The sequence below is a fragment of the Longinema margulisiae genome, assembly GCF_025266855.1.
Lineage (GTDB): Bacteria > Spirochaetota > Brevinematia > Brevinematales > Thermospiraceae > Thermospira.
In genome coordinates, this window is sequence record NZ_CP053071.1 from 797,933 (window position 1) to 815,165 (window position 17,233).

At 46.6% G+C, this 17,233-nt stretch carries 12 protein-coding genes and 1 pseudogene; 3 read left to right on the forward strand and 10 right to left on the reverse strand.

Translation table 11 applies throughout. From position 1 onward, the window contains the following. Positions 1–22: 22 nt before the first annotated feature. The gene (gene mrdA / locus BREVNS_RS03655; protein ID WP_483427701.1) at positions 23–1,831 is read left to right on the forward strand and encodes a penicillin-binding protein 2; all 1,809 of its coding nucleotides are present in this window, start codon (positions 23–25) and stop codon (positions 1,829–1,831) included. 3 nt (positions 1,832–1,834) lie between these two features. Next, the gene (gene rodA / locus BREVNS_RS03660; protein WP_483427702.1) at positions 1,835–3,151 is read left to right on the forward strand and encodes a rod shape-determining protein RodA; all 1,317 of its coding nucleotides are present in this window, start codon (positions 1,835–1,837) and stop codon (positions 3,149–3,151) included. A gap of 340 nt (positions 3,152–3,491) precedes the next feature. Here the strand turns inward: rodA and BREVNS_RS03665 are convergent, their stop codons facing one another. The 10 genes and pseudogenes from BREVNS_RS03665 to BREVNS_RS03710 all read right to left on the reverse strand — a co-directional run bounded on the left by BREVNS_RS03665 (position 3,492) and on the right by BREVNS_RS03710 (position 15,461). Beyond that, positions 3,492–4,361 (reverse strand): FapA family protein, encoded by an 870-nt coding sequence (locus BREVNS_RS03665; RefSeq protein WP_483427703.1) that lies wholly within the window; start codon positions 4,359–4,361, stop codon positions 3,492–3,494. Between the two features lie 6 nt (positions 4,362–4,367). Further along, on the reverse strand, positions 4,368–5,786 hold the full coding sequence (locus BREVNS_RS03670) for a GAF domain-containing protein (RefSeq protein WP_483427704.1): 1,419 nt from the start codon (positions 5,784–5,786) through the stop codon (positions 4,368–4,370). Positions 5,787–5,794: 8 nt separating this feature from the next. After that, positions 5,795–7,900 (reverse strand): hypothetical protein, encoded by a 2,106-nt coding sequence (locus BREVNS_RS03675; protein ID WP_483427705.1) that lies wholly within the window; start codon positions 7,898–7,900, stop codon positions 5,795–5,797. 21 nt (positions 7,901–7,921) lie between these two features. Beyond that, positions 7,922–8,329 carry a flagellar export chaperone FliS gene (gene fliS / locus BREVNS_RS03680; RefSeq protein WP_483427706.1) on the reverse strand — a complete coding sequence of 136 codons (408 nt, stop codon included), beginning with the start codon at positions 8,327–8,329 and terminating at the stop codon, positions 7,922–7,924. 436 nt (positions 8,330–8,765) lie between these two features. Beyond that, complete coding sequence (locus BREVNS_RS03685) at positions 8,766–10,517, reverse strand: NADH-dependent [FeFe] hydrogenase, group A6 (protein ID WP_483427707.1); 1,752 nt, start codon at positions 10,515–10,517, stop codon at positions 8,766–8,768. 12 nt (positions 10,518–10,529) lie between these two features. Further along, positions 10,530–12,318, reverse strand: a pseudogene (gene nuoF, locus BREVNS_RS03690) (NADH-quinone oxidoreductase subunit NuoF). Between the two features lie 9 nt (positions 12,319–12,327). Beyond that, on the reverse strand, positions 12,328–12,717 hold the full coding sequence (locus tag BREVNS_RS03695; protein WP_483427708.1) for a (2Fe-2S) ferredoxin domain-containing protein: 390 nt from the start codon (positions 12,715–12,717) through the stop codon (positions 12,328–12,330). Beyond that, entirely contained in the window at positions 12,698–13,264 is a 567-nt protein-coding gene (locus BREVNS_RS03700; protein ID WP_483427709.1) for an ATP-binding protein, read from the reverse strand. The genes BREVNS_RS03695 and BREVNS_RS03700 overlap by 20 nt, the downstream gene beginning before the upstream one ends. Positions 13,265–13,267: 3 nt before the next feature. Then, positions 13,268–13,750, reverse strand: coding sequence for an NADH-quinone oxidoreductase subunit NuoE family protein (locus tag BREVNS_RS03705; RefSeq protein ID WP_483427710.1), 483 nt, complete (start codon positions 13,748–13,750; stop codon positions 13,268–13,270). Positions 13,751–13,940: 190 nt separating this feature from the next. Next, positions 13,941–15,461 (reverse strand): hypothetical protein, encoded by a 1,521-nt coding sequence (locus BREVNS_RS03710; RefSeq protein WP_483427711.1) that lies wholly within the window; start codon positions 15,459–15,461, stop codon positions 13,941–13,943. Positions 15,462–16,209: 748 nt separating this feature from the next. Here BREVNS_RS03710 and BREVNS_RS03715 point away from each other — a divergent pair. Beyond that, entirely contained in the window at positions 16,210–16,938 is a 729-nt protein-coding gene (locus BREVNS_RS03715) for a polysaccharide deacetylase family protein (RefSeq protein ID WP_483427712.1), read from the forward strand. Positions 16,939–17,233 lie beyond the last annotated feature (295 nt).

A 17,233-nucleotide genomic window follows, 5' to 3' on the forward strand; every position in this document is an offset into this window, starting at 1 on the left:
AAGACAAAAGGAGCATGGGCTGATGCAGGAACTTACCAAACGTTCCTTTACCAAGATAAAGATTATCTTTGGTATTGTGTATGGGTATATGGCTATTGCCCTGGCCACGGTGATGTTTTTTCAGATTATTCGCAGTGTGGAGTACTTTCAGAAAGCCCAGCTCAACCGTGCCCGTGTTCGATTTATTCCCGCTTATCGAAGTGTTATTTATGACAGGAATCTTCAAACGCAGCTTGCCTATAATGTGAAGTCTCTCAGTCTTGTGGTGATTCCCGGTCTTCTTCCTTCGGGAACCAACCGCACAATGGTGATTGAAAACCTTGCTGTTCTTCTCAATACTTCATCTTCCAATATCAATGCCATGATCGAAGAACAGGCCCTTGATAAATTTACGCCTATTGTCATTGCTTCCGATATTGATGCAAAAACCATGGTTCGTTTTGCTGAGCATCAGGAGAACTTCCCCGGTGTGTACATGGAAAACCTGCCACGACGATTTTATCCCCTGGCTGAGAAGGCTGCGCATCTTCTTGGTTATACCGGTATCATCAGCAAGGCGGAGTACCAGCAACTCAAGGATGATCCTGAGTATTATGCGGGTGCTATTGTGGGCAAAATGGGAATTGAAAAACAATACGACAAGCAACTTCGTGGTAAAAAGGGTATCATGAACCGTGTGGTAGATGCCAAGGGAAAACTTATTCGTGAAGAGATTGCCGAGGAACCGCAGCATGCCCAGCCGGTCGTGCTCACCATTGATGCCAGACTTCAGGCCATGGCCTATGACCTTTTAGCAGGGAGAAATGGGGCAGTCGTTGTTTCAAAACCCTATACAGGAGAGGTTCTTGCGCTGGTGAGTAGTGCTTCATTCAATCCCAATGTCTTTTCCGATAGATACAGCCGGGAGGAATTTTATATCATCCGGGACAATGAAAACAAGCCCTTTCTCAACCGTGCTATTCAGGGAATCTATCCCCCCAGTTCTACCTTCAAGCTTATTTCTGCGGTGGCTATTCTTGCCAGTGGGATTGATGTGAATCGGATAGTGTATTGTCGTGGCTCAATGAGGATTGCCAACCGTATTTTTAATTGCTGGGATGTTCATCATGCGGAAAACTTTTTTGATGGGATTGCAAACTCTTGTGATGTTTACTTCTATACCATGGGATTGGAGGTCGGCAAGGACAAAATTTTGGCGTATGCGAGGGATTTTGGCATCCAGGAAAAAACCGGTATTGATCTCCCGGGAGAGGCGAAGGGGCTCATTCCTGAGGAAGCCTGGTTCAAACGTCGATATAATCGACCGTGGAGTCCTGGAGATACTGCCAATATCAGTATTGGTCAGGGAGATCTTCTCATTACTCCTGTGGGTCTCAACAAGATGACGGCCGCTATTGCGAACAGGGGAACGGTGTATCGGCCATTTCTTCTCAAGGCCATCATTGATGAAGTGACAAGAGAGACCCTCTGGGAAAATAAACCGCAGGTTCTTCGAAAGGTGGTGCTTCCTGAAACGTCCTTTGACCTGTTGCAAAAGGCTATGTACAAGGTGACCACCGAAGGAACGGCACGATGGGTGCAATATGCCACACCCTATCCTATCGCAGGAAAGACCGGGACAGGAGAAGCAGGCAAGGACAAGGAGACCCATGCCCTTTTCACAGCTTTTGCTCCCTATGGCTCTTCCAATCCTGAGGATTATATTGTGGTCACGGTGGTGGTGGAACATGGAGGCGGGGGATCAGCAGCTGCGGCTCCTATTGCGGTGAAGCTTATTGACTATTATTTTCGAGAGATTCATCCGCTCAATCCAAACCAGTTTAAGAGGTAGCCTATGTGGAAAAGACTGTTTCGAAACGTTGATTGGTTTCTTGTTCTTATTCCTCTTCTTCTCACGTGTATAGGGATTCTTTTTATTTATAGTACAGGTATTACGGCAACGGGAGAAAATACAGGCAAATACCTTCGCCAGCTTATCTGGGTGGGGATAAGTCTTTTGGTGTTTTTGGTTATTCTGTGGGTGGATTATTACCGGTGGGTGGAGCTTTCGTCGTATTTTTATATTCTTGGTATTCTTCTTTTGATTCTCACCCTTCTTGTAGGGAAAAACATCCGTGGTTCGCGAAGCTGGTTTGGGATTGGGGGGCTTGGTATTCAGGCTTCGGAGGTGATGAAGATTTTTTATATTCTCTTTTTGGCTAAATACCTTGCCAATGCTCCTGTGATAGAAAAGAGGGTTCAGGTGTTTTTGGTGTCTTCGTTCATTGCTGTGATTCCCATCGGGCTTATTCTTCTCCAGCCTGATTTAGGGACGTCGCTTGTGTATATTCTTATCTTCCTTGCGATGGGGTATGTGGGGATGGTGGATACCCGTTTTATTCGTTATCTTTTGATAGTTGGGCTGGTGGGTTCTGTGGTGATTCTTCTTATTGCTCTCTATAAATATTATCTGGAGGTGGGGAACCCGCCGCTTCCCCTAATTGATATGCTTATTGATTTCAAAACCCTTTTCAGTATTGCGTTGGCTCTTCTTCTTTATTCTCTTTTTACCGCTATCATTGATTTTTTCAATCCTGTGGATTGGATCAAGAAGATACTTCCCTTTTCTATTTTTAGCGGGATGGGGTTTCTCATGGCCGCCGGTGCGGTCAAGGTTTTGAAAAGTTATCAGTGGAAACGTATTCTTGTGATGATCAATCCTGAATTTGACAAAGCAGGGGCGGGGTATAATGTGATACAGTCCCGTATTGCCATTGGTTCGGGAGGCCTTTTTGGCAAAGGGCTTTTCCGCGGGACGCAAAACCAGCTAGGCTTTCTCCCGGAAAAGGATACGGATTTTATCTTTTCTATCATTTGTGAGGAACTCGGGCTTATAGGGGCTCTTCTCGTCTTGGGGCTCTTTTTTCTCTATTTCTCGTATATGTTTGCCATTATCAAGGAGGCGAAGGATAAAGAGGGGACTCTGGTTACCATCGGGATCTTTACGATGTTTGCCAGCCACGTGATCATCAATACAGGGATGGCCCTGGGTATCCTCCCCGCAACGGGGCTTCCCCTTCCCTTTATCAGTTATGGTGGTTCGGCCTACCTTGCCTTTGCGATGGGCGCGGCGCTTCTTATCAATATTCATTCAAGGCGTTTTGTGCATTAGAGGGAAAGTCTGAAAAGGGACTATGGAGATGTTTTAGCAAATGGTTTTGCTTGAAATAGGGGAAGAGCTTTTGTTATTATGAGACCCTTGCACGGGTGCTTTCTTGCCCTTTCTGGGTCAGGGGCTACGCCCCTCTTCTTCGTTTTTTCTGTTTACAGGGGCTTATTTGTCTTTTTTATTCAAAAAATAGGATTATTGATTACGAGAAGAAATATTTTTATACTATTTTTTGTTTTCTTATTACTTTTTTGAGGCCTTCGCACATTCGTGCAAAGGTCTCATTATGGATTTTTTTGTGGGTTTATACTTTTGGGGGGTTTGATGTTTGTGAGGAGGGGGGTTAAGCGTATTTTTTCCTTTTCATGTACTCGTCGAAATCACCCAAGATAAGAATCCCCTTTTTGTACACAATGACATTGTGATAACGCGAGGTAACATCGAGTTTCTGGTTATCAATGGCCAAAGAGACGTTTTCATAGATGGTATTATGGATGATAATAGTTCTCTCAAGTTCACTCTGTTTTTGTGAGAGCTCCCACAGTTGTTTTCTTTCTTGCTGGATCTGGCTTATCTGCAGAGAGAGGTTCTGATAGGTTTTCACCTGCTGGGCGAGTTCCTGTTTTTTGGCAAGGGGGAGTTGTTTGACCTTTTCGCCTAAGATACGGATAATCTGAATAGTCTTTTCGTATTTTTCTTTCTCTGCTGTAAGTTTTTTCTCCATCTCGGCTAACTTCTGGCTTCGGAGAAACATCTCCGATTGTTTGAAGTTGGTGAGCTTGGCTGTGGTATAAAATCCCTTTTCGTTTCCCAAGAACTTGGTCTCAATCTCCAGCCCGGCTTCGGCACTTCCCCCCACAATAGCCCCTTTGCCTTCTTTGCACAGGATGGTTTCTTTGGCGATCAGGTGGGCTTCGACGGCTTCGTACAGGATGGTGATGGTTTTTCTTGCCCGGAGGGTGGCGCTTCTAACGGTGTGAACCACAATGTCTCCATCGGAGACGAGAGAGGTTTGATACCCTATCACCAGTCCATGGACGGTGATACTCCCTTCATGGGAAAAGACCTTGGACTGGTCGACATCTCCGATGATCACAATATTGCCTCTGGCTTCGATGTGGTTTCCTACTCCCACGTTTCCTCGAATTTCCACATCTTCGTTGAAAACCATTGGCTGGCTGTGGGGTGGGATTCCTGTTTCGATAATCTTCATACAACCCTATACCATGTTCATCAGTTTGGTAAGATAGGGTAAAAGCGTTTCCCCTTCATCGGGATAACTGGCAATGGAAGTCTGGACCTGGATAGGAATTTCTCCCTGATGAGAAAACACCTCGGCTACTAACTGATGAAGTGTCTCTACCATGACCTCTACATCAGAGGAGGGAACGCCGGTGAAGATGAAAAGAAACCGTTCTAAGTCATAATGAATCCACTGAGAGAGAGAAGAAGAGAAACTGTCCACTATCTTGTGCTCAAAGGTATGGAGAAGAGAAAGCGTTTGTTCTTCGGAATAAAACTCGGGATATTTTGAGAGGTTGTTGAGTTTGAGATAGAGAAGGGACATCCCTACTCCGAATTCCCTTGCTTTTTGGGCCTCGGTACGGAGAATCATATAGAGACTTTCGAAAGGGTTGTGAACGGATTTTTCCCTGATCCACTGGGAGAGGAGGAGGGGAGGAGCAATCTGAGAGGCAATGATGGCCAAAAGATTGAGGGTTTCTGTATCCACGGTAGAGACGGGCTGATTGTCCATCGAGGTAATCACAAGGGCTCCGACCCGTCTTTTGACTGTGGAGAGGGGGAGAAAGATATAGGGGGCTCTTGACCATGAAGAAGAAATGAGCTTTGGTTGATTGTCGGCAAAGCTGGCTTCTTCTTCCGGGGAGAGCGAATATATTTGATCTACCTGGAATCCCTCTACCTGATAACAGGAAGCCACCTTGGCTTTCCCTTGCTGAAAGGCAAGGAGAAAAGAAGACGTGACCCCAAACCCGGTAGCCAACGTTTCTTGAAGAAGGGAGGTAATCAGATCAAAATCATCGCTTGAATTGATAAGGGTACTGATCTCATAGAGGGCGGAAAGCTGCTTGAGTTTTCGGTCGAGGTCCTGATAGGCCTTTTGAAGGGAGGTATAGAGGTGAGCGTTCTCAAGAGCACTTCCCGCAAGAGAGGCTACTGCTTCAATGAAATGGTAATCCTCTTGTTGGTAATTTCCGTCTCCTCGTGGCCCAAGAAGAAGAAACCCATTCCAGCCATTTTTGCTGAGGAGGGGGACAAGAAGGTAGGGTTTAGAAAGGCCTGAGAAATACCCCTCCCCCCTGAAATCTCGTACAAGCCCCTGAGAAAAGAGCGACTCTATGCTAAAGTCAACCTTAGGCTCGATATTCTCCATCCCCTGGTGCTGGGCAAGAAAATACGAGGTCTCCTCTTTTTGGTAAATGGCCACTTCAGAGAGTTGAAATTGCCCCATCAGGGTAAATAAGAGAATCTGGAGAAGTTCCTCGCTTTTGAGTGTAGCCCCAAGCTCTTTATTGATCTCTAAAAGGGTTTGAAGTTCCAGAAGTTTTTTCTCGTAGTTAATCGAAGGAGGCTGGATACTAAAACGGTAATACTTTGCCTTTTCCCTCAGTCCCATACCCTATCCTATAAGCCAAGTTTTTCCATGATCTTCATATAAAGATCATAGTATTCAGACTGAGCAAATTCTTTGATCTTTTCCTCGGGGAGATCTGCAAGGAGATTGTCAAGGTACTGGATCACCTTGCGGAGTTCTTCTCGTGTTGTGCCACTCAGGGTGTCAAGGTTGGTTTCAATCACCTGTCGGCGATCCATCTCCTCTGCTACGGGAGCTTCCATATAGGCCTCACTGACAATCGGTTCGGAAATCTCTTCGTTAGCGGTTACGCCAAGATCGGCTAAAGAAACCTCCACGGTTTCGGCCTCTTCGAGAGGGGGGAGGGTCTCTTCAGCACCAAGGAGTGATTCCGTTTCATTCTCTAAAGACTCCACGTCTGGTTCAGCAATTTCAATGAGCTGATTGAGATCCTGCTGTTTAATCTCTTCTATCTTCTCTTCTTCGGCAATCATGGACTCAAAACTTTCTGGTGAGAGAGGAACCTCGGTTTCAACGGGTATCTCCAGTCCTCTTTCCAGTTCAGAGAGGCTTTCTTCTGGTCCAGCTGAGGCAATCTCGATATTGCCCTCTTCTTCCTCGGGAGTAGCGGAAGCCATCGAGAGAGGGGGTTCTTCCGTGACTTCAATGTTGTTGAGTTCTTCAAGGGAAAGGGCTATGGGTTCGTTTTCATCTTCTACCGTAGGCTGGAGATCAGGGATAGCCGAAAGATCAAACTGGAAGTCAACATCTTTTGCTTCTTCTGTGGGAGAAGTTATTTCAGAAACGAGAGGGCTTTCACCCACTTCAATGACGGTAGGTTCTGCTTCTACCATCTCAATCGTTTCAGGGGAGGCCTCCTCGATAACAAGACTTTTACTTCCTTCTTCTTCGACCGCAAACGGAATGGGTTCTTCATCAAGGGTAATAGGTTCAAGAGAAATCTCTTCTGCCTCAAGAAGAACGGGCTCCTGAGGGGTAGAAGTGGGAAGTTCTTCGCTTGAGAGCATCGAAGAAGGCTCATTCACAACCTTGTCGAGCTCTTCTAAATCAGGGAGAGGAACCTCAGGCTCTCTCTCGGGGCCTGCAGGGCCTTCTCGCAGTACTTCCGTTGGTTCAGAGGTATAGACGGTCTCTTTATCAGCGGAGGCCTCATTTTCTACGATGAGTTCAAAGTTTTCCTCTAAAGGCACATGGTTTTTGGTGCTTTCGACGTATATCCGTTCTCCTTGGGAAGCAACCTCCTCGGGAGCAATCAGGGTTTCAGGAATGGTTTCCTCCACCGGGGGAAGAATCACCTCCTCCCCTGCTTCTTCAGGGATGACCTCAACGCCGCCAATGGTATCGCCGTAGAGGAACTTGTCCAGTTCGTCTCCACTGAGACTGATAATCTCATCCTTGTCGTTAATCGGACGGCTTTCTTGAGGTGATATCTCTTCTGCTCCTTCTTCTTGAGGGAGTTCGGGTTCCTCTTTGATGGCTATTTCTTCTGTTGTGGCTTCCTGAATAGGAGGCTCTTCCTCAGAGAGGAGATTGATGGTTTCTTCTTTTTCGATAGTGGGTACCTCGAGTTCCTGGGAGGGAATTTCTTCTCCCTCAGAGAGGGGAACAGGTCCGCCAAACTCGAGTTCGTCAACATTGAGGGATTCGATAGAGGGGGCCTCGGTCATGCCGGTTGGAAGTGTTTCTGGGGATGTAGGAGGTACTTCCTCGAAAGAGGAAAGAGGGGAAGTCTGAGAGGGACTTATTCCTTCTGCTGGAGCCATGCCTAGTTGAGGGGAGGATATGGTGAGATTTTCAGTCTGAATGGTGATAGAGGGAGCAGAAAGCTTGATTTCTTCCGGTTCGAGAGAGAAGCTCCCTGAAAGGGGAAGAGGACCTGTTTCCACACCAGGTGCTCCACCTCCACCAGCGGTCCCTTCTCCGATTCCTCCTGCCGGTCCCCCAAAAGAGGCTGTGCTGATCTGAATGTTTTCGATGTTGCCGATACTTCCTACCTCCATTGTCCCAGGAGAAGAGGCAAACTCCTGAGGGAGGGGTTCTTCAAACTCTCGAAGATCTATATCATCAAGCGTAATGGTTTCAATATCCATGTCCAGTTCAAAATCGTCGATAATTTCATGGCTCCCATTTGGCATACCTTGCTCCTTTCCACAGTTTTATCCCAGCAGGTTGAGATTCTTCTGGTCATCCGGCGTATCGCCTCGTTGCTGAGACAAAAGAATCTCCCATGCCTCCTTGAGGGTGGTCATGAGTTTTGTAACCTCATCGATGATGGTAATATCCTTGGCCACATTGGCCTCAATCAGGCGTCTGTTGATATACATGTAGAGGCTATAGAGGTTCTGGGCAATCTCACCTGCCTCAAAGTTCAGGGAACTGATGAGCTCAAGCACAATATCCTGGGCTTTGAGAAGGTTGTTGTGGGCTACATCGAGCTTTTTGTTGCGGATGGCTTCCCTGGCAATTCCTAAGAAACGAATAGCCCCCTGATAGAGCATAACGACTAACTTTAGCCCACTGGCTGTTTCAATGTCTACCTCTTTGTAGCTCTGATAGCCTTCCATGGAATGCTCCTTTGTCTTTTTTTCTCTTATTACCATCGGCATTTGAAGGGTATTTCTTGAAAGGTTTTTGGTAAAAACTCTTTGTTTTGCTTCTGGTTTTTTTGTTTGTATGTTGGTGTTTTAGACAAAAGGAGACCTTTGCACGAATGTGCAAAGGTCTCAAAAAAGTAGTAAAAAACAAAAAAATAGTATAAAAATGTTCCTTAACGTAATAAATAAAACTATTCCTTTGAACAAAAAAAGATAAATAAGCCCTTGTAAATGGAAAAAGCGGGGTTTCAGGGGCGTAGCCCCTGACCCAAACAGGGGAAGAAAACACCCGTGCAAGGGTCTCAAAAGTATCCTCTGAATGGAAAGAGGTAGAGAGCTTTGTATGTTTTTTTCAGAAGGAAAAGAGCTATAGAAAAAAGGGAGTGCCGAAGCACTCCCTTTTTTGTTATCTGTTGTACAGTGGTCTTTCGTGGTAATGGGTATGGAGAAGCTTGTGGCTCTTTTCGGAGAGAGGTTTACCTAAGTACTCCTTGTAGAGTTGCTGGACCATGGGGTTATGGTGAGAGCAACGAAGTTCACTCTGCTTGTCGTCCTCATAGATACCCTTGGCACGTTTAGCCCGGATTTCATCGGTAGCCCCATAGGGCTGACCACCCCCACCCACACATCCTCCACGGCATGCCATGACTTCAATGAAGTGGTAAGGGGGTTCCTTGCCTGCGGCAAGGGCGCTTTTCACCTCTTCCATCACATATTGAACATTGGCAAGACCATGAGCCACGGCGATATTGACCTTGGTGCCATTGATATCAATGGTGGCCTTTTTGATGCCTTCAAGTCCACGGGTTTCCTCAAAATCAACCTTGCCCAATTCCTTGCCTGTGATGAGATAATAGGCTGTCCTGAGAGCCGCTTCCATCACACCACCGGTGGCACCGAAAATAACCCCAGCACCGGTATAGTCCCCAAGCATGTTATCAGCCTCCATATCCGGGAGATTCAGAAAATCAATACCAGAGGACTTGATCATACGGGTAAACTCACGGGTGGTGAGTACCACATCCACATCCTGACAACCGCTTGCATTCATCTCTTCGGTACGGGTGATCTCGTATTTCTTGGCAGTACAGGGCATGATGGAGACGCCGTAGATATCACAGGCTTTCAGTCCCTTTTTCTCGGCGTAATAGGTCTTGGAGAGAGCCCCTACCATCTCATGGGGAGATTTGGCCGACGAGAAATGAGGGATCATATCGGGATAGTACTTCTCAAGGTAGTCCACCCATCCAGGACAACAGCTGGTGATGAGGGGGAGGGGACCCTTTTTGTGAACAAAACGTTCGACAAATTCGCTGCCCTCTTCCATGATGGTAAGGTCGGCACCAAAGTTGGTATCAAACACAGCATCAAAGCCAAGACGTTTGAGCACACTATAGATCTTCTTGGTGAGAAGAGTACCGGGTTCAAGTCCAAAGGCCTCCCCTACGGCCACACGTACCGCGGGGGCAATCTGGACGACCTTGTGCTTCTTGGGATCCTGCAGAGCCTCCCACACGGCGGGGGTCTCATCTTTCTCGTAAAGGGCACCTACAGGACAATGAGCGGTACACTGCCCGCATTTCACACAGGGGCTATCGATGAGTTTGACATCAGCCGCGGGAGCAATACGCATATTGTATCCACGGCCAATGAACTCGAGAGCCCATACGTTTTGCATCACCTGACATACCTCCACACAGCGGCCACATTTCACACATTTGGCTGGATTGATGGTAAGAGCCGGGGAAGAGTCGTCCACGGGATGTTCCACAATCATATTGGCAAAGGGAACCTCACGGATACCAAAATCCTCGGCAAGTTTCTGAAGCTCACAGTTACCATTCCGAGGACATCGGAGACAATCATTGGGGTGATTCGAAAGGATGAGCTCAAGAACAGTACGACGAACCTGGTAGAGTTCAGGATCATGGGTGATCACTTCCATCCCCGGTTCTACCTTCGTGGCACACGCACGGATCATCTTGGGGTTGTTTTTGATCTTCACAATACAGAGTCCACAGGCGGCCGTAGGGGGAAGATCAGGATGATTACAGAGTTTGGGAATATTGACCTGGGCCCTCTTGGCGGCCTCTAAGATGGTGGTTCCCTTGGGAACCTCGATGGCTATGTCGTTGATCTTTATTTGAATCATTTCCATGGCTTCCCTCCTTTAGCTTTTCATCACAGCGCCAAATTTACATACGGTATAACAGTTGCCACACTTAATACACTTTGCCTGGTCAATGGTATGGGGCTTGCGTTTTTCACCGGAGATACAGTTCACGGGACATTTCATAGCACAGAGCCCACACCCAATACACTTCTGGGGATCAATCACATAACTGACCAGTTCTTTACAGCTTCCAGATGTACATTTCTTTTCCACGATGTGTTGTCGGTATTCATGCTCAAAATAGCGAAGGGTGGAGAGGACTGGATTGGGAGCTGTCTGACCAAGTCCACAGAGAGAAGCTTTCTGCATGGCCTGACCAATCTTTTTGAGTTTGTCGATATCGGAAAGCTCACCCTTTCCTTTGGAGATTCTGTCGAGAATGCCGTGCATCTGACGACCACCAATACGACATGGGGAACACTTTCCACAGGATTCATCGACGGTAAACTCGAGGTAGAACTTGGCAATATCAATCATACAATCGTCTTCATCCATGACGATGAGACCACCAGAACCCATGATAGATCCCAATTTCTGGAGGTTTTCGTAGTCTATAGGGGTGTCAAGATACTCAGCGGGGATCACACCACCAGAAGGTCCACCGGATTGGACAGCCTTGAACTTTTTGCCTCCCTTGATGCCACCTCCGATGTCAAAAATAACCTCCCGGAGAGTGGTTCCCATGGGAACTTCAATGAGACCTGAGTTGTTGACCTTACCAGTGAGGGCGAAGACCTTGGTACCCTTGGAGGTTTCTGTTCCAATGCTTGCAAACCATTTTCCTCCCTTGAGGATGATCACGGGAATGCTAGCCCAGGTTTCTACGTTGTTGATCACCGTGGGTTTGCCCCAGAGACCACTCACCGCAGGGAAGGGCGGACGAGGACGAGGCATACCACGATTGCCTTCGATAGAAGCAAGAAGGGCTGTCTCTTCACCACAGACAAAGGCTCCTGCCCCGAGTCGAATCTCAATATCAAAATCAAAGCCACTACCCAGAATATCCTTGCCAAGCAGACCCATTTCTCTTGCCTGCTGGATAGCCTTTTCGAGGCGCTTGATGGCGAGAGGATATTCAGCACGGATATAGACATAACCCTGATTGGCACCCACCGTGTAACCACAGATGGTCATTGCTTCAATAATGGAGTGAGGATCACCTTCGATGGTACTTCTGTCCATGTAGGCTCCGGGGTCACCCTCGTCGGCGTTACATACCACGTACTTGACATCAGACTGGACATCCTTGGTGAACACCCACTTTCTCCAGGTGGGAAAACCAGCTCCACCACGTCCGCGAAGACCAGAGATTTTGAGTTCCTCAATCACATCATCTGGCTTCATCTCAAAGAGAACCTTTTCAAGAGCCTTGTAGCCATCACGAGCGATATACTCATTGATGTTTTCAGGATCAATTACTCCACAGTTTCGAAGAACAATACGAAACTGCTTCTGATAGAAAGGGATGTTTTCGATACGAACATTTTTCTGGCTTTCCTCGTATTGATAGACAAGGTCTTTTACAGGACGACCCTTGAGAAGATGTTCCTGCACAATACGATCAGCATCTTCCACCTTGACATCAACGTAGAAGGTTTCATCGGGGAGAACCTTCACAATCGGACCCTTTTCACAGAGACCAAAACAACCTGTTTTTACAAGCTGAATCTCGTTCTGAAGCCCCAGTTCTGTCATCTTTTTTTTTCATGGCATCAAAGATGACGCCGGCTTTGTTGGATTCACAACCTGTGCCTCCACAGACAAGAACAAAACCTCTATACGCCATGGTGTCCTCCTACTTCATAATATCCGCAGCGGGCTTGTCCATGACATGCTCGCTGACCAGTTTTTTGTGAATCACATGGTCTTCGAGAATTTTCCTTGCTACCTCAGCCGTGACTTTGCCATAAATGGTACGTGGCATGTCTGGCATCACTACCTCAACGGTGGGTTCCACATAACAATACCCCATGCATCCTGTTTGTTTGACCACGACATCCTTGAGACCAAGTTTGTCGATGTTCTCGACAAAGGATTTGAGGGTATCACGGGCACCCGCTGCAATACCACAGGTTCCCATACCCACAATGATAATGGTGGATTTTCCCTCCACCTCTCGTTTTTCTATCTCGGACTTCGTTTTTTCACGAAGTCGGCGCAGTTCCTCAAGCGTGATTTTTGCCATAGATTGCCTCCTTTACCTCTTCCTCTGATTTTTCAAAATAATATTTTGCAAGTGAGAATCCTGAACTGTCCTCAAAACTTCCCACACTCTCTTGAAGTTCACTTCGGGTGACCCGGTAGGAAGCCTCTCCACACTTTCTATGAACAAGCAGTTCATACTCCCCATCAAACATCATGATCTGAGCAAAAAGGTAGGGAAGATCTCCCACCGGTGGCATATCCACATGATGTTTTGGAAGAACAAGGGCTACAGATGTTCCTTCATCCTTTCGGGAGTCCAAGAGAAACTCTCCTCCTACCGTTTCGGCAAGCTGTTTGGCAAAAGCTAACCCTAAGCCAACACGACGATGAGCATGTTTTTCCCCATTGGTGTAAAAGGGATCGGTGGCCTGTTTCATCTCCTCAGGTGTCATCCCACAGCCATTGTCCCCAACACAACAGGTAATTGTTTCCTCATCTTCAAGATAATCCACCGTAATAAGCGTGGCCTTTGCCTCAACAGCGTTCTGCACAAGTTCGTAGAGGATATCACAGAGAGTGGCGTGCATAGGCTACTTGCTGTACTTGGCAATGATATCGGGGATCTGGTCTTTGGTGAGACGTCCGTACACCTCCCCGTCCACCGTGAGCACAGGGGCAAGACCACAACACCCGAGACAACGAACAGCCTGGAGAGAAAATTGTCCATCCTCAGTGGTACCATTGACCCCTACACCAAGCTGGACCTCCAGTTCCTTGATGAGATCCTCACCACCCTTGAGGTAGCAGGCCGTTCCCATACACACCGAGATGGTGTGCTTCCCTGGTTTCACCAGACGGAAGAAGTGATAAAAAGTGACCACCCCATAGATTTTGGCAAGAGGGACATCTAACATACGGGATAAAGACAGGGCCACATCACGAGGGATATACCCATACTCCTCCTGCACCCGGTGCAGAATCATGATAAGGTTGCCCGGTTTTGACTTCCATTCGTTTATGAATGAAAGGAGTTCCGGGGAAAGCTTGACCTCTTTTTCTTTGGTCTCAAACATCGTCTCTCCTCCTTCTCCATATATTCTTTGGTAAAGAGAAAAATTATGTGCCATTACTATAGGAAAAAAGAAAAAAAATCACAATGAAAGGGAGAGGAAAAGAAAAAGAGAAGGGAACATTATGGAGAATAATGTGCCAAAACTTATAAGAAAAAAGGGGGTACTTTCAGAAGCACCCCCTTTGGTTTTTTTATAATCTGAATATAATCTCCACGCCTCCCGTTATCCCCGTCGTCCCCAATTTCCCGTTCCAGTTCTGGAAGGTGGGCGTGACAGAAACCGATTCGGCACTTTCATCATCGCCACTTTCACGGAAGTACAGGCTTGCCATCTGGTAGAAACTCCACTGGAAACCTCCAAAGAGACGAAGCTTCACCGTCTGGTTGAATTGGATATTCCAGGAGAGCTGGGGCAGAAGGGCAAAATCAAACCAGTTAAGGGAGACACTTACAGGGGTGGCCAAATCCTTGCCCCCGATGGTGAGATAATCGAGGGTACTGGTGAGTTTGCCAAGTTCTTTGGCACCTATGTTTGCGGCAAACTTGACACCAAAAACCACACTCGTATTTCGCATGTACCATTCATAGGCGGGGCCTATTTGCATGGAGATAAGCAAAGGATCAGAAAAACCGATACCAAAGGCGGATTCCCAGAGCCAGCTGTATCCCATCTCTAGATCAAGATGCATGAAAAAGGCCAGAGCAAAACCATTCACCGATCCAAAAGAAAGGTTGGTATTGAGCGAAACGCTTCCAGATGAGTAGGTTAGTGTTGCCGTTGAAGGCACCTCCATAGGCAAAACGCCGAAAGAAAGACCAAACCTTCCCCCTGCTTTTGGAGCCTCTATCAGTTGTTGTCCCGGCTTGGGATTACCAAAGATGATATGCCCATAGGAATACTCGTCACTTACGTAACTCACCCGAATCAGTCCTGTGCGACGTTTCTCCTTGAAGCGGTCCATGATCTGGATCTCTTCCTCAATGGCAAACTCGTATCCGGGGCTGATACCTAAGTTTTTCCCCAGTTCAAGGTAGGCATAATCACCCTCTACCCGGAGAATAGCCGTTTTGATCTTGAACTCTTCTACATTCCGGAGATAATAGCCAAGTCCCCCTACGGCACTATTCACGGCTTTTTGGTAAGCGTCATTCGGACTGAGTCTGGAGACACCTTCACCACTGTTGTCATAAGTAGAAAGAAGATTGCCAGCCGTATCGATAATCTTGATGGAGATATTGACCGTCGCGCGGTGTTCTTTGACAATCCTGATCTGATACCCACCACCCTGTTTGGCCTCTTTGATTTCAATATCGTAGGAACGGGAATCATAGCCGTTGATAGACGGGATGAACACAAAGACAGAATTGACCAACCTCTCCATTTCGGCAGCCGGGATAACCGCTACCCCTAAATCCTCATCTCGATACTGGGGATTTTGAAGGGCAGCCTGTTTTTTGAGTTCCCTGATACGCTCAATGAAGCGCTGGGCTGTGGTCCCGTCAAGCCGGTATTGATAACCGATAACCTGAAAGCGTCTCATGGAAGCAATCGTGGCAATCATCTGATCGTCAAAATACATATACGCTGAACTGGGAAGATTGTATGAACTGTATACAGGCATCACGGCAATTTCTTTCCTCTGAGAAACCTCGGCTGAAAATCCCAAAGAAAACATGACCACTCCTACCAACCATAGCCAGGATGAACGCATAGATCCTCCTTTACTTTTGTTTTTCTCTTGAAAAAGTATATCATCAGAAGAGAAAAATTTCAATCAAAAAGAAAAGAGAATTGGGATATAGCTTGGTTTTTGTGTCGTTCCACATTCATACAGAATGGTTATCTTCACACAAAAACTGAATACTCGTTTTACCATCTTTTCTCTTCTAAATTTTTAGCTCTTTTTGTTACCCATTTTTCTTTTTCCACGAAGCGCTCCTGCGTGGAACAAAAGGGACGTTGTCCTCGTCGCATGCTACGCATGCGCCTCGGACGGATAGTGTGCCGCTTTTGCGGGCAAGGAGAAAAACATCCTCTCCTTCCAGGGGAAGTCCTTCCTCCGTGGGCGACATTGCCTCGTCCTTGAGACTTCAGCAACCACAACTCGTCCTACTGAACCTTGCAGCCAACTTTATAAACTTTACAAACTTTCAACTTTCAACTGATACGCACCCTCACTCCGGAAGGACTTTCCCCTTACAACAAAGGACACACGACCGCAAAAGCGGCCCGGTGAGCCTCCTGAGCGAAGTCGAAGGAGAGCACTGAGCGAAGTCGAAGTGGGGTACAGAAAAAAGGGATTGAAAGAACAGAGATTTCTCGTGTTATTTCCCTGTTCATAAGAAATGTGGAAATAGGTATTAGTTTCATATGTGGAACGACACGACAGATATATCTTGGTTTTTGATTTTTGCTTGTATTTTGGTTTTGGTTTCTTTACAATGAAAGGGAAGAAAACTATGAGGAAATATCTTTGTGTTTTTCTTCTTGTGTGCCTCGCGGCATGTTCTACCGTTTTAGTGAAAAAAGAGACCATGGGACTCTCTGATTATGAAATTCTTTTGACCTTTGATGATGGTCCCAATCCCTTTCCCGGGACTACCGATGCCCTTTTGGAGGTTCTCAAAAAGTACAGTATTCGGGCCGTGTTTTGTTTAGTGGGAAAGGAGATGGCAAAATATCCTCATCTGGTAAAACGTATCCGTGAAGAAGGGCATGTCATTGTCAATCATAGCTACTCGCATATTCCCCGTCTTACCGCACGGGGAACTTCGCAGGAGATTGTCCTGTGGAACAGGGCCCTTTCTATGGCTGTGGGGACGAATGCTTCTTCTCCCTGGTTTCGTCCTCCGGTGGGGCTGGTCTTCTGGTCTACACAGAAGGGGCTCTCTTCCTATGGGATAAGAACTTTTGGGGTGAGTGTATTTGAGTTTGATAGTGAGTATCCTCCCGGGGAAAAAGAAAACCTGAAAAAGAGAATTATCCAGTCTTTAGAGAAACAAAAAGGAGGTGTTCTTGTTCTCCATGATGGGGTGCAACGCCTTTATTCTCTGAGAGAGGAGGACTTCACCAATAACCATATAGCGAATCGTTCTTTTGTCCCTTCTCTGGTAGAAGAACTTGTCCTTTATTTTCAAGCGAAGGGATATGTCTTCATTGATCCACAGGTTGTCATGGGAACACCATAAAATATTCGAGACCCTTGCACGGGTGCTTTCTTGCCCTTTTTAGGTCAGGGGCTATGCCCCTCTTCCCCGTTTTTTCTGTTTACAGGGGCTTATTTGTCTTTTCTATTCAAAAAATAGGATTATTGATTACGAAAAGAAATATTTTTATACTATTTTTGTTTTTTTTATTCCCTTTTTTGAGACCTTCGCACATTCGTGCGAAGGTCTCAAAATATTCGATTCGCGGAAATGTTGTCCTTTTGGGTTTTGATTAAAAATTAGGCAAATGGCAATTTTTTGTCTCTTTCTTCATCAC